Source organism: Paraburkholderia nodosa DSM 21604 (genome assembly GCF_000519185.1).
Taxonomy (GTDB): domain Bacteria; phylum Pseudomonadota; class Gammaproteobacteria; order Burkholderiales; family Burkholderiaceae; genus Paraburkholderia; species Paraburkholderia nodosa.
In genome coordinates, this window is sequence record NZ_JAFA01000015.1 from 152,225 (window position 1) to 164,967 (window position 12,743).

At 66.5% G+C, this 12,743-nt stretch carries 12 protein-coding genes; 9 read left to right on the plus strand and 3 right to left on the minus strand.

Translation table 11 applies throughout. The annotated features are described in order from the left end of the window. The first annotated feature begins 15 nt into the window (after positions 1 to 15). From cydB to A3CW_RS0122700, 3 genes are all read left to right on the plus strand, one after another. Positions 16 to 1,020, plus strand: a complete 1,005-nt coding sequence (gene cydB, locus A3CW_RS0122690; protein WP_028205616.1) for a cytochrome d ubiquinol oxidase subunit II — start codon at positions 16 to 18, stop codon at positions 1,018 to 1,020. After that, the gene (locus A3CW_RS53380) at positions 995 to 1,150 is read left to right on the plus strand and encodes a hypothetical protein (protein ID WP_169739115.1); all 156 of its coding nucleotides are present in this window, start codon (positions 995 to 997) and stop codon (positions 1,148 to 1,150) included. The genes cydB and A3CW_RS53380 overlap by 26 nt, the downstream gene beginning before the upstream one ends. Positions 1,151 to 1,222: 72 nt before the next feature. Then, the gene (locus A3CW_RS0122700; RefSeq protein WP_154678009.1) at positions 1,223 to 2,002 is read left to right on the plus strand and encodes a hypothetical protein; all 780 of its coding nucleotides are present in this window, start codon (positions 1,223 to 1,225) and stop codon (positions 2,000 to 2,002) included. Positions 2,003 to 2,009: 7 nt separating this feature from the next. Here the strand turns inward: A3CW_RS0122700 and A3CW_RS0122705 are convergent, their stop codons facing one another. Both A3CW_RS0122705 and A3CW_RS0122710 read right to left on the minus strand, forming a co-directional pair. Beyond that, positions 2,010 to 2,687: a methyltransferase family protein gene (locus tag A3CW_RS0122705; RefSeq protein ID WP_028205618.1), complete on the minus strand. Its 678-nt coding sequence runs from the start codon at positions 2,685 to 2,687 to the stop codon at positions 2,010 to 2,012. A 78-nt stretch (positions 2,688 to 2,765) separates the two neighbouring features. After that, positions 2,766 to 3,632 carry an arylamine N-acetyltransferase family protein gene (locus tag A3CW_RS0122710; protein ID WP_028205619.1) on the minus strand — a complete coding sequence of 289 codons (867 nt, stop codon included), beginning with the start codon at positions 3,630 to 3,632 and terminating at the stop codon, positions 2,766 to 2,768. Positions 3,633 to 3,941: 309 nt separating this feature from the next. Here A3CW_RS0122710 and A3CW_RS0122715 point away from each other — a divergent pair, with 309 nt between their 5' ends. The 6 genes from A3CW_RS0122715 (at position 3,942) to A3CW_RS0122740 (ending at position 11,831) form a co-directional block, all read left to right on the plus strand. Further along, a complete protein-coding gene (locus tag A3CW_RS0122715) occupies positions 3,942 to 5,456 on the plus strand; it encodes a carbohydrate porin (protein ID WP_081771759.1) in 1,515 nt (504 codons plus the stop codon). Positions 5,457 to 5,544: 88 nt separating this feature from the next. Then, a complete protein-coding gene (locus tag A3CW_RS0122720; RefSeq protein ID WP_051481645.1) occupies positions 5,545 to 6,705 on the plus strand; it encodes an NHL repeat-containing protein in 1,161 nt (386 codons plus the stop codon). Between the two features lie 2 nt (positions 6,706 to 6,707). Further along, the gene (gene efeB, locus A3CW_RS0122725; protein WP_028205622.1) at positions 6,708 to 8,015 is read left to right on the plus strand and encodes an iron uptake transporter deferrochelatase/peroxidase subunit; all 1,308 of its coding nucleotides are present in this window, start codon (positions 6,708 to 6,710) and stop codon (positions 8,013 to 8,015) included. A gap of 32 nt (positions 8,016 to 8,047) precedes the next feature. Continuing rightward, complete coding sequence (locus tag A3CW_RS0122730; protein ID WP_051481646.1) at positions 8,048 to 9,067, plus strand: iron ABC transporter substrate-binding protein; 1,020 nt, start codon at positions 8,048 to 8,050, stop codon at positions 9,065 to 9,067. A gap of 55 nt (positions 9,068 to 9,122) precedes the next feature. After that, complete coding sequence (locus A3CW_RS47245) at positions 9,123 to 10,766, plus strand: ABC transporter permease (protein WP_051481653.1); 1,644 nt, start codon at positions 9,123 to 9,125, stop codon at positions 10,764 to 10,766. A 15-nt stretch (positions 10,767 to 10,781) separates the two neighbouring features. Beyond that, positions 10,782 to 11,831: an ABC transporter ATP-binding protein gene (locus A3CW_RS0122740; RefSeq protein WP_028205624.1), complete on the plus strand. Its 1,050-nt coding sequence runs from the start codon at positions 10,782 to 10,784 to the stop codon at positions 11,829 to 11,831. Here A3CW_RS0122740 and A3CW_RS0122745 read toward each other — a convergent pair. After that, a complete protein-coding gene (locus tag A3CW_RS0122745) occupies positions 11,819 to 12,688 on the minus strand; it encodes a LysR family transcriptional regulator (protein ID WP_028205625.1) in 870 nt (289 codons plus the stop codon). The genes A3CW_RS0122740 and A3CW_RS0122745 overlap by 13 nt on opposite strands. Positions 12,689 to 12,743: the final 55 nt, after the last annotated feature.

Below are 12,743 nucleotides of genomic sequence, written 5' to 3' on the forward strand. Positions count from 1 at the left end.
GAGGCTAGCAAGCAAATGGATGTCACCGTCATCTGGGCCGCGATCATCGCGCTCGGCCTTCTCCTCTACGTGGTGCTGGACGGCTTCGATCTCGGCATCGGCATCGTGTTTCCGCTCTTTCCCGACGAGGATGAGCGCGATCTCATGATGAACACGGTCGCCCCGGTGTGGGACGGCAACGAGACCTGGCTCGTGCTCGGCGGCGCGGGACTCTTCGCCGTGTTCCCCGTGGTGTACGCGACCGTGCTTTCCGCGCTCTACCTGCCGCTCGTGTTCATGCTCGCGTGCCTGATCTTCCGCGGCGTGTCGTTCGAGATCCGCGCCAAGGCCAATCGCACCAAGCACTTGTGGGACCTCGCGTTCATCGGCGGCTCGACGGGCGCGGCGTTTTTCCAGGGCATCGCGCTCGGCGCATTCCTGCAAGGCATTCCGATGGACGGCGGCCAGTTCGCCGGCGATGCCTTCGGCTGGCTCACGCCCTTCAGCCTGCTTTCGGGTTTCGGGCTTGTCGCGACCTATGCGTTGCTCGGCTGCTGCTGGCTCGTCGCGAAGACCGAGGGCGACCTGCAGCGCCGCCTGCGCAAGCTAGTCTGGCCGCTCACGGTGATGCTGCTCGGCTTCATCGCGCTCGTGAGCCTGTGGACGCCGCTGCAGGACCCGGCCATCGCCGAACGCTGGTTCCGTTCGGGCCTCTTCTGGCGTCTCGCGCCGGTGCCGCTGCTCGTGCTCGCCTGCGCCGCGTGGATGCGCTGGGCCGTGCATGCGCGCCATCACAAGACGCCCTTCATCGCGGCCATCGGGCTCGTGCTGCTCGGCTATGCGGGCCTGCTCGTGAGCCTGTGGCCCTACGCGATTCCGCAGGGCCTCACGCTGTGGGAAGCGGCGGCGCCGCGCGAGAGCCAGATGTTCACGCTCGCGGGCGCAGCGTTCATTCTGCCGGTCATCCTTGCGTACACGATGCTCGGTTACTGGGTCTTTAGAGGCAAGGTGCGTCATGGCGACACCCATCACTACCACTAACACGGCGCGCCGGGCGCTGCCCGGCTGGCTGTGGTTCGCACTCCTCTGGTGTGCGGGCGTGGCCGCGGCCGTGTCGCTCGGGTTCGCGTTCAAGGTCTTCATGAACCTCACGCTGTTTGCCGTGAAGTGATTTGCACGAGTGCACTCGATTTGACCACGCCGCGTTAGACTGTAGGCTCCCTGTCACCCGTGCGAAAACTTCATGCAACAGATGACCTTCATGGAATGCGTCAAGCGCGCATGGGCGAGCGCCTGGCAAGCCGCCGTGCAAATGCCGTTTCTCGTCGTGGGGACCTTTGCGATCTACGCGGCGCTCGGCTGGTTCGGGCTCGCCGGGCGGCCCGTGCCGGCCGAAGGCGCGACGCCCTCCGCCGGACTCATTGCGCTCGGCAATCTCGCCTCGCTCCTGAATTCGCTTGTCTACCTCTGGTTCACGCTCAAGATTTCGCGCTTCGTGCTGCTAGGCGAGCGCAGCGCGCCGCTCATGCCGGCCGGAGCCAAGCCGTTCCTGCGCATTTTCGCGGTCGGTCTCATTCTGGCGGTCTCGCTCGGCGCATTCGCGCTCTTGCTGTGGGTCGTGCTGCGCCCGCAATACCAGGGCGGCGCGGCGTTCCTCTTTCTGGTGGTCATTGCGATCTGGATGTTCGTGGCGGTGCGCCTCTCGCTGCTCTTTCCGGCGCTCGCAGTCGGCAGCCGGATCTCCTTCGGCGCCGCATGGCGCGACAGCCGTGGGCACTTCTGGAGCCTCTTTGGCGTCACCTTCGTCGCCGCGCTACCCATTGCCGTATGCGGCCTGCTCGTGCTGATCGGCATGGGCCTCGCGGGCGTCACGCCTGAAACCGTACGGCAGCCGGGCTGGCTCACTGCGCTCGCCATTGGCCAGAGCATCGGCAACATCGTGTTCGCGCTGCTCACCACCACGGCGCTCGCCTGGCTTTATCGCCGTTACGCGCAAGCCCTGACTTCGCCCGCCACGCGCTAATCTCGCACTACCATATGCCCGGCACGAAGCGATAACGCACACGCGTCAGATACTCGCGGTAGCCGGGCAGATTCTCCGCGAGCGTCTGTTCTTCGCGCACCGCGCGATAGCCGATCCCCACGACCATGACGGGCACGCACGCAAGCCCCCACCACGAACCGAGCATGAGCGGCGTGCCGACGAGAAAGAGCAGCGCGAAACCATACATTGGGTGACGCACGTAGGCATACGGGCCGGTGTCGCTGACCGTATGGCCGCGTTCGCTCTGAATCTTCACCACGGGCGCCGCAAAGCGGTTCGCCGCAAAGACGGCGCGCGTCGCATAGATATCGACGAAGATGAAGATGGCGCCGAGCACGCTGAGCCACAGCGGCACGCGCGACCAGCCCATGCGCACGGCGTCGATTCCCATCAGGCACAGCCACGCGCAAAAACCCACGGAAACACACAGCATGAACACGCGGTCCCACGGCTGCTGCGTGCGTTGCGCGAACGGCGCGAGCCGCTCGACGAGGAGGCCCGGATCTTCGCGGCCGAGCCACAGACCGATCCACACGCCGCACAACGCCCACTCGATGAGCCACAGCCACGCCGCCGTCCACGCCAGCGTGCCCGCCGAAACGAATAACAGCAAGCCCATCAATCCGAACCAGACCACGACTTGCACGAATAGCTTCGCCATCAGCGCTTTCGTCATTTTCAGCTCAGTCATGATGCCCTCCTTGCGCGCGGGCGCGGCGTCGCGTCGGACGCCGACTCGCGCCTACTGTTGCGCGCTGTGCGACATCATGCGCGCATATAGCGTGTCGGCGTCGATACGCTGCCCCGCTTCGCCGCGTGCGAGATCGATGCCGAAGCGTTCGCGCAGACACTGCGCGAGTTCCGCTCCACTTGCGATCGTACGCTCCTCGCTCACCTGACCTTGTGCGTCGCGCTCGGTAAAGCGCTCGTTGAACAGGATCGCGCGGCCGCCTTCGCGCGCGATGCACGCCATCAGGCTGAACGTGAAGAACGACTCGGGCGAAGCCGACGTGTACCAGTTCGCTACTTCGTAGTCGACCCACTCCGCGGGCGTCAATTCGAAGCGATAGAGATCGATCCACTTCTCGCCATCGTGCAATTGCAGCTTGCGCTCGTTCGCCGACAACGTCACGAGCCGCGCCGGTTCATGAGGCGTCGGCTGTTCCGCATCTGTCGAAAACGAGAGCGGCGCGCGCAGCGTCGCGGCACCGAAGCCCCCGTCGACGAGCCACGTGTCGCCTTCCGCCTTCACGCGCAGCAGCATATGCGTGCGCGGCGAGTGCGCGTCGGGTTCACGCCCGTACAGCACACGTGCGGCGAGCGGGGTCACCGTAAAGCCCAGTTGCATGAGCACGTGCGCGAGCAGGGTGTTGTGCTCGAAGCAGTATCCGCCGCGGCGCTGCGTCACGATCTTCTCGACGATGTCCGGCAGTTTGATCGACACGCGCCGCCCCGCCAGCGGATCGAGATTCTCGAACGGAATGGCAAGCGGGTGCAGACGATGCAGTTCGCGCAGCACGGCGAGGGTCGCGGCGCGCGGACCGTCGTATCCGATGCGGGCGAAGTACGTGTCGAGATCGAGTTCGTAGCGCGGGGAAATGTCGGTCATGGAGCCAGTTTGTTTCGAAGTTTGAGCGTCGAGCGTGCGTTCACACCTGTGATGATAGGCGACTTCATTCACCTGACTAATTCGTCGAAAATTAACGATCTGTAATGCGCAAACACACAAACGACAGCACTTCGTAAGGATGTCGATGACTCAGCGTAAAACAGTTGAGAATCATTCTCGTTTTTGTTGACGCTCGCATTCACTATTAGTACGATGGCGCCGTCTGGAGATGTCGGGTATTCAGCGGCTTGCGAATAACAAACGCCAACGCGATCAATCAAGCAATCATTTCAATAAGTAAGGAATACGATGGAATCGACCCGAACCGTCCGCGTATCTGCGCTGGCCTGCTCGCGCAGCGCAGCGCCGGGCCGCCCGACGCGTCGGCGAGCACCGGCGTTGCGCGCCATTGCCGTGCTTGCCGCGAGCGCCACTTTCGCGTGCGGAGCCGCCCGCGCACAAAGCAACGCGAACCCCGACGCCGCCCCTGAAGCACCGGAAGCCGATCTCGCCATTCAGGCGCAGCCGTCGAATTTCTGGACCGGCTTCTGGTCGCGCCAGACCATGCTCGGCGACATGGGCGGCCTGCGGCCGTGGCTCGGTAAATACGGTGTCACATTCCAGCTCACGGAGACGAGCGAGTACCTCGCGAACCTGCGCGGCGGTCTCAAGACCGGTGGCGCGTACGACGGCCTCACGACGGCGACGGTCCAGGTCGACACGAGCAAGGCGCTCGGCATTCCGGGCGGCCTCTTCAACGTGAGCGCCCTGCAGATCCACGGCACCAACCTGAGCACGTCGAACCTCGGCACGCTGAACACGGCAAGCGGCATTGAAGCGACGCCGACCACGCGCCTGTGGGAGCTGTGGTACCAGCAATCGTTCTTCAACAAGCGCCTCGACGTGAAGATCGGTCAGCAGAGTCTCGACCAGGAATTCATCGTGAGCCAGTACGGGGCGCTCTTCATCAACACGATGTTCGGCTGGCCGGCCCTGCCTTCGTACGACATGCCCTCGGGCGGCCCCGCTTATCCGCTCGCGGGTCTCGGCGTGCGCGTGCGCGGACAGATCACGCCTTCGTTGACGGCGCTCGCAGGCGTGTTCTCCGGCGACCCGCTCGGCAACGATCCGAACAACCTTAGTGGTACGAACTTCAATCTGCATAACGGCACGTTGTGGATCGGCGAGCTGCAGTACGCCATCAACCAGCCGTCCGAAGGCGAGCTGGTCAGTGCGGACAGTCACGGCCTGCCCGGCACCTACAAGCTTGGCTTCTGGTACAACAAGAACTCATTCGCCGACCAGCGTTTCGACAACACGGGCCTTTCGCTCGCGAATCCGGCTTCGACCGGCATCCCGGCGCAGCACCAGGGCAACTACAGCTTCTATGCGGTGGCCGACCAGATGATCTGGCGTCCCGACCCGGACGAGCCGCGCAGCATCGGCGTGTTCGCGCGCGTGATGGGCGCGCCCGGCGACCGCAATCTCGTGAGCCTCGCGGCCAACCTCGGCATTGTGATGAAGGCGCCGTTCAAGGGCCGCGATAACGACAGCGTCGGCCTTGCCGCCACGTACATCAAGGTCGGCAACAACGTGCACAACCTCGACCTCGACCAGCAGATGTTCACCGGCGGTCCTTACGGCGTGCGCACGCAGGAAACGGCGCTCGAAGCCACCTATCAGTACCAGGTCACGCCGTGGTGGATTCTCCAGGCCGACGCGCAATACACGTTCAATGCGGGCGCCGGCCAGAATCCGCAGGATCGGACCGCGCCGCTGCGCAATACGTTCGTGATCGGCGTGCGGACCAACATCACGTTCTAAGCCTCGCAATCGAAACCATGTCCAACACCAGGTCCTCGCGTTTTTCTTCCGGCGTGCGCGCCGGCCTCGCGAGGCACGGAGATTCAGTATGAAACACGCTACGCGCACGCTCCTGCAATGCACGGTCCACGCGGCCCGCTCCGCGCTCGCGCTTGCCGCCGCTGCGGCGCTCGCCGGTGCGCCGCTCGCCGCTCACGCCGACCCGCAGGGCCTGCTCGAGACCGTCAAGCACCACACCACGCTCATCAACACCGTGCCCGACAACGGCGACCAGAACCCGTATGCGATCTTCGTCGCGCCGGTCTCCTCCGGCACCGTGAAAGAAGGCGACGTGCTGGTCGACAACTTCAACAACGCGGCCAACCTGCAGGGCACCGGCAGCACGATCGTCGACTATCACCCGGACACGAAGCAGATGACGCTGTTCGCGACGATTCCGCGCGATCTCAAGGAATGCCCGGGCGGCGTCGGCCTTTCGACCGCGATGACGATGCTCAAGTCGGGCTGGGTCATCGTGGGCAGCACGCCGAGCAACGACGGCACGACCGGCACCAAGGGCGCTGGCTGCATGATCGTGCTCGACAGCGGCGGCAAGATTGCCAAGGTCATCAGCAGTCCCAACATCAATGACCCGTGGGGCAACATGGCCGTGGTCGACAACGGCGACCACGCCACGCTGTTCGTGAGCAACGCGGGCTTCGGCGTGGGCGGCGCGGACGGCAATCCGCCCGTGTTCAAACAGGCCACGGTGCTGCGCCTCGATCTCGACATCCCGAGCGGCCAGGCACCGGTCCTGAAGAGCGAAACCGTGGTGGCGAGCGGCTTCGGCGCGCAGGCGGACAAGGGCGTGTTCCTCGTCGGCCCGACCGGCCTCGCGCTTTCGGCGGACAACAAGCTGCTCTACGTGTCCGACGCGATCGGCAATCGCATCAACGTGATCGAAGACCCGCTCACGCGCGACACGAGCGCGGGCGTGGGCCGCCAGCTCACCGCCGACGGCCTGCTGCACCGTCCGCTCGCCATGATCGTCACGCCGCAAGGCCACCTGCTCGTGACGAATGCCTTGAACGGCCAGGTCGTCGAGATCGACCCGGCCGCGGCAAAGCAGCTGTACGCGCGCTGGATCGATACCGACAAGGCGCAAACGCCTCCGGGCAACGGCGACCTGTTCGGCATCGCGCTGACCCCGGCAGGCGACGGCTTCTACTACGTGGAAGACGACGTAAACACTCTCGTGCTGGCTAAATAATCATGTCCTCCGACGATACCCCCAACCAACCCTCGCGCCCCGCGCGGCGCGGCTTCCTGAAGGCCGGTGCCGCGCTCGGTGCGAGCCTTGGCGCAGGCGCGGCCACGAGCGGCCTCGCCCAGGCCGCCGAGGCAAAGCACCACGCGATGCCCGCCGACCCGATGCTCGCCGTCGAGCCGTTCTACGGAGAGCACCAGGGCGGCATCGTGACGCCGCAGCAGGCGCACACGTATGTCGCGGCCTTCGACCTCACGACGACCTCGCGCGACGACGTCATCAACCTGCTGCGCAAGTGGACCGAGTCCGCGGCGCGCATGAGCCAGGCGCAGCCGGCGGCCTCGCTGGACGGCACCGGCGACGACCACTCCGCGCCCGACTCCGGCGACGTGCTGGGCCTCGGCCCGGCGGGCCTCACCGTCACCTTCGGCTTCGGCCCCGGCCTCTTCACGTCGCAGGACAAGGACCGCTACGGTCTCGCGCACAAGCGCCCTGCCGCGCTCGTCGACCTGCCGCGCTTCAACGGCGACCAGCTGATCGCGCAGAAGACCGGCGGCGATCTGTTCGTGCAGGCGTGCGCCAACGACGCGCAAGTCGCTTTCCACGCGGTGCGCCAGCTCGCGCGCCAGGGCTACGGAATCCTGACGATGCGCTGGGGCCAGGCGGGCTTCCTCTCGGGCCCGCGCGCGCAAACGCCGCGCAACCTCATGGGCTTCAAGGACGGCACGAACAACCCGCCGACCGCGGACCCGAAGGCGATGAACCAGTTCGTCTGGGCCACCGCCGCCGACGCGCCCTGGATGCAGGGCGGCACCTATACGGTGGTGCGCCGCATCCGCATCACGCTGGAGCACTGGGACCAGATGGAACTGGGCTTCCAGGAGCAGGTGTTCGGCCGACACAAGTACAGCGGCGCGCCTATCGGCCAGAAGAAGGAATTCGACAATGTCGATCTCGACGCGCAAGATAAGGACGGCAATCCGCTGATTCCCGAGAACTCGCACGTGCGTCTGTCGAACCGCGCGTCGAACAACGGCGCGCAGATCCTGCGCCGCTCATACTCGTACAACGACAGCACGGACTTCTACATCGAGCGCTGGCCGCCGTGGCGCCAGGAGACCGAATATGACGCGGGCCTCATCTTCGTCGCCCACCAGGGCGACCCGCGCACGGGCTTCATTCCGATCAACGAGCGCCTCGCGAAGTTCGACATGATGAACCAGTTCACGACGCACGTGGGCAGCGCGATATTCGCATGCCCGCCCGGTGCGAAAGCGGGCTCGTTCATCGGCGCGGAGCTGTTCAGCGCTTGAGATCAATCGATAACAACGGACAACGAAGTAATATGAAAATTTCCATGATGCGTGCGCCGCTGCGCGCCGCCGCCCTCTCGCTCGCGCTTGCCGGCATGCTGCCGCTCGCCGCGCACGCGGCCTCGATCACGCTCTACAACGCCCAGCACGAGCAGGTCGTGAACCAGCTTGCGAAGGACTTCGAGCAGCAGACTGGCATCGACGTGAAGATCCGCAGCGGCGAAGGTCCCGCGCTCGCGGCACAGCTCGTCGCCGAAGGCGAGAAGACGCCCGCCGACGTCTACTTCACGGAGAACTCGCCTGAATTGATGCTGCTGGAAGAAAAAGGCCTGCTCGCCCCCGTGCAGCAAGCGACGCTCGCAACCGTGCCCGCGCGCTTCAGCTCGCCGCAAGGACAATGGGTGGGCGTGACCGCGCGCGAAAACGTGCTCGCGTACAACACGGCCAAGGTGCAGCCCGCGCAATTGCCGAAATCGATTTTCGATCTCGCCAAACCCGAATGGAAGGGCAAGGTCGGCATCGCGCCGAGCGACGCCGACTTCCTGCCGCTCATCGACGCCGTGCTCGCCGTGAAGGGCGAAGCCGCCACGCTCGAATGGCTCAAGGGTCTGAAGACCAACTCGCAGATCTTCGACGACGATGAAGGCGTGGTCGCTGCCGTGAATCGCGGCGCGGTCGCCACCGGCATCATCAACAACTACTATTGGGACCGCCTGCACGCCGAGATCGGCGACAAGAAAACGCAGAGTGCCGTCGCGCATTTCGCCGATGGCGACGTGGGCGCGCTCGTCAATGTTTCGGGTGCCGCCGTGATGAAGTCCGCGCACAATATGGACGGTGCGCAGAAGTTCCTCGCCTACCTCGTGAGCGAGCGCGCGCAGAAGCTGATGGCGCAGGACCACATCAGCTTCGAGTACCCGCTGCGGCCCGGTGTGGCGAGCGATCCCATCAACAAGCCGTTCGACCAGCTGAAGCCGCCCGCGCTGACCATCCAGCAGCTCGGCGACGACAGCCAGGCGGGCAAGCTGCTGCGTCAGGCTGGCCTGCTGTAATCGGCATGGAGTACGAAGCAAGATCGTGAGTGAAGCAGTTACGACGGCGCAAGCCGTGCCCGAGTCTCATCAAGTGGATGTCGCGGGGGGCCCGCCCCCGCGCGCGCGGCGGCGTGCGCCGCGCGCGCTCTTCGCCGCCGCCGCGCTCGGCCCGCTGCTGGTGCTGCTGCCGCTCGCCCTGACGTTCTGGCGCGCGCTGTCCTTTGGTCTGGCCGACGCCGCCGAGCTGATCTTCCGGCCGCTGGTTGGCGAGTTGCTCGTCAACACGCTCTCGATTACCGTTTCGGCCACGCTCGCCTGCGCCGTGCTCGGTACCGCGGTGGCGTGGCTCGTCGAGCGCACCGACGTGCCGGGGCGGCGCGCCTGGGCGCTCCTCGCCGCCGCGCCGCTCGCCATGCCCGCGTTCGTCACGAGCTACGCGTGGGTCTCGCTGAGCCTCGATTTGCAGGACTTTCTCGGCGCATTCATCGTCATCACGACGGCCTACTTCCCGCTCGTCTACCTGCCCGTGGCCGCCGCGTTGCGCGGCCTCGACCCCGCGCTCGAAGAATCGGCGCGCGCGCTCGGCTGCAACCGCTGGGCCGTGTTCGTGCGCGTCGTGCTGCCGCAATTGCGGCCCGCGCTGTTCGGCTCGATGCTGCTCGTCGCGCTTGGCGTGCTCTCCGAATTCGGCGCATTTACGCTGCTGCGCTTTCGCACGTTCACCACCGAAATCTATGCGGAATACCGCACGAGCTTCGATGGCGGCGGCGCCTCGCTGCTGGCCTGCGTGCTGATCCTGCTCTGCCTCGTGTGTCTCGTGCTCGAGTTTCGCGTGCGCGGGCGCGCGCGCTACGAGCGCGTGGATCGCGGCGCACGCCGCGCGAGCGCGCGCCATGCGCTCGGCCGCTGGCGCTGGCCCGTCGCGGCGGGCTTCGTCGCGCTCAATGTGGCGACGCTCGGCGTGCCGCTCGCGATGATCGGCTACTGGCTCACGCAGCCCGGCGCGGCGGCCATCACGCCCGCCGACGTCTCGCCGGAGTTGCTGGTTTCGACCACGTTCGCCTCGCTGCGCCTCGGCCTCACGGCTGCGTTTTTCACCACACTGCTTGCGCTGCCGCTCGCGTATTTGCTTGCGCGCTATCCCGGCCGCGCCGCCACCTTTCTCGAACGCACGGCCTTCATCGCGCAGGGTGTGCCCAGTCTCGTCATCGCGCTTGCCATCGTCTCGCTCGCGGTGCGCGCGCTCGAACCGCTCTACCAGGGCACCACGCTGCTGATTACGGCCTACGCGATCCTCTGTCTGCCCCTTGCGCTCGTGAGCGTGCGCGCGGCGCTCATGCAAGCACAGCAGCGCCTCGAAGATACGGCGCGCGCGCTCGGCCTGGGATGGTTCGCAACACTGCGCCGCGTCGTGCTGCCGCTCGCGGGTCCCGGCCTCGGCGCCGCGGCCTCGATGGTGTTCATCTCGGTGGTCACCGAACTGAACGCCACGCTGCTGCTCGCCCCCATCGGCACGCACACGCTCGCCACGCAGGTCTGGACCGACACCTCGACGCTCGCCTTCGCGGCCGCCGCGCCCTATGCCGCACTGCTCACCGCGCTTTCGCTCGCCGCGTCGGGCCTGCTGTTCGCGTTTGCGGGCCGTTCCGCGCTCGCGGGCCATGCAACGGTCAACATGCCGGTCGATACGATCAACGCGCCGCCCGACGACGCCTGAGCCTCACTTAGCCCCATGAGCACACTTCGCATTTCCGGCCTCCAGAAGGCCTTCGACGGCCACCCGGTCCTGCACGGCATCGACCTTTCCGTGCGCTCGGGTTCGCTCGTCGCGCTGCTCGGACCTTCGGGCAGCGGCAAGACCACGCTGCTGCGCGTGCTGTGCGGCTTCGAGCGCGCCGACGCCGGCACGATCGAGATCGACGGCCGCCGCGTCGCCGGCGACCGGCTGCATCTGCCGACCGAGCAACGTCATATCGGCTACGTACCGCAAGAGGGCGCGCTCTTTCCGCACCTCACGGTCGCCGAGAACATCGTATTCGGGCTGCCGCGTGCGCAGCGGCGCGCGCAGCATCGCGTGGCCGAATTGCTCGAACTCGTCGGTCTTCCGGAATCCTATGCATCGCGCGCGCCGCAACAACTCTCGGGTGGCCAGCAGCAGCGCGTGGCGCTCGCCCGTGCGCTTGCGCCCTCTCCCGGCCTCGTGATGCTCGACGAGCCGTTCTCGTCGCTCGACGCCGCGCTGCGCGTCGAAACGCGCGAAGCCGTGGCGCGCGCGCTCGCCGCCGCCGGCGCGACCGCCGTGCTCGTCACGCACGACCAGGCCGAGGCGCTCTCGCTCGGTCACGAAGTCGCCGTGCTGTGGCGCGGCAAGCTGTTGCAGAGCGGGCCGCCGCAAACGCTGTATCGCCGCCCGGCCACGCGCGAACTCGCGGCCTTCATCGGCGAGGCGGTGCTGCTGCCGGGTACGGTCGCCAACGGGCGAGCGCATTGCGTGCTCGGCGCGCTGCCGATCCAGCAAGACCAGCATGCGCAAGAAGGCGCCGTGGACGTGATGCTGCGCCCCGAGCAGATCGACGTGCTGCCCGACACGGCGCAACGCGACGGCGCGCTGGAAGCCGTGGTGCGCGCCATCACCTTCCAGGGTCAGGACGCCGCGCTCACGCTGCAGCTGATCGATGCGCACGCAACGGTCCGCGCGCGCGTGCCCGGCTATCGCACGCCGCGCGAAGGCGAGCGCGTGCGGCTTGCGGTGGGCGGCGAAGTGAGCGTCTATCCGCGCTGACGCGGCACTGAAAGGTCCTGCACCATCTGCTGCGCGAGGTAGTCGCAAGTCGGCCGGTTCGACTTGACGCTGCGCGCCACCACGATTTCGAGCGGCTCGATCTTCGGCAGGCCCTGCGCCTCGCCGAGGATCGCGAAGCGCGCCGGCACGCTGCAACGCGTGAGCGCGACGATCGCAATGCCTGCCTCCACCGTCGCCGTCAAACCCATCAAACTCGCGCTGCTATACGCGGCGCGGTAGCGGATGTGCGCGGCATCGAGCGCCGCCACGGTATGCGCGCGCGCCACGCTGCCATGCTCGTAGAGCCCCACCGGCAGCGGTGAGATGGCAAGCGGCGCGGGGTCGGTGGCGGACCCCACCCAGACCATCTCCTCGGCCCGCACGAATTCGCCGCGCATCTTGCGGTCGCGCGTGACGAACGCGATGTCGATCTTGTTGTCCGCCAGCATCGGCCCGAGCGCGACGCTCTGCGCGCAGACGATCTCGATCTCCACATGCGGATAGAGGGTAGAAAAGCGCCGCAACACCGGCGAAAGCAGCGACGCCATGTAGTCGTCGGGCGCGCCGAGCACCACGCGCCCCGTCACCTCGGGCCGCACCAGCGCCGCCCACGCCTCCTCCTGCAGATCGAGCGCGCGCCGCGCATATTCGAGCAGCGTGTTGCCCGGGCGCGTGAGCGCGAGATTGCGCGTGTCGCGCGTAAATAGCGTGGAGCCGAGCATCTGTTCGAGCCGCTTGATCTGCATGCTCACGGCCGCCTGCGATCGATGCACGGCCATGGCGGCCCTCGTGAAGCTGCCCGCGTCCGCCACGGCGGCGAAGGTGCGCAGCAAATCGATGTCGAATTCGGGGTTCATACGCGAGGGGGCCGGGTGCCAGCCTATTCATAAGCTGCGTTGATGGAATTCTTCA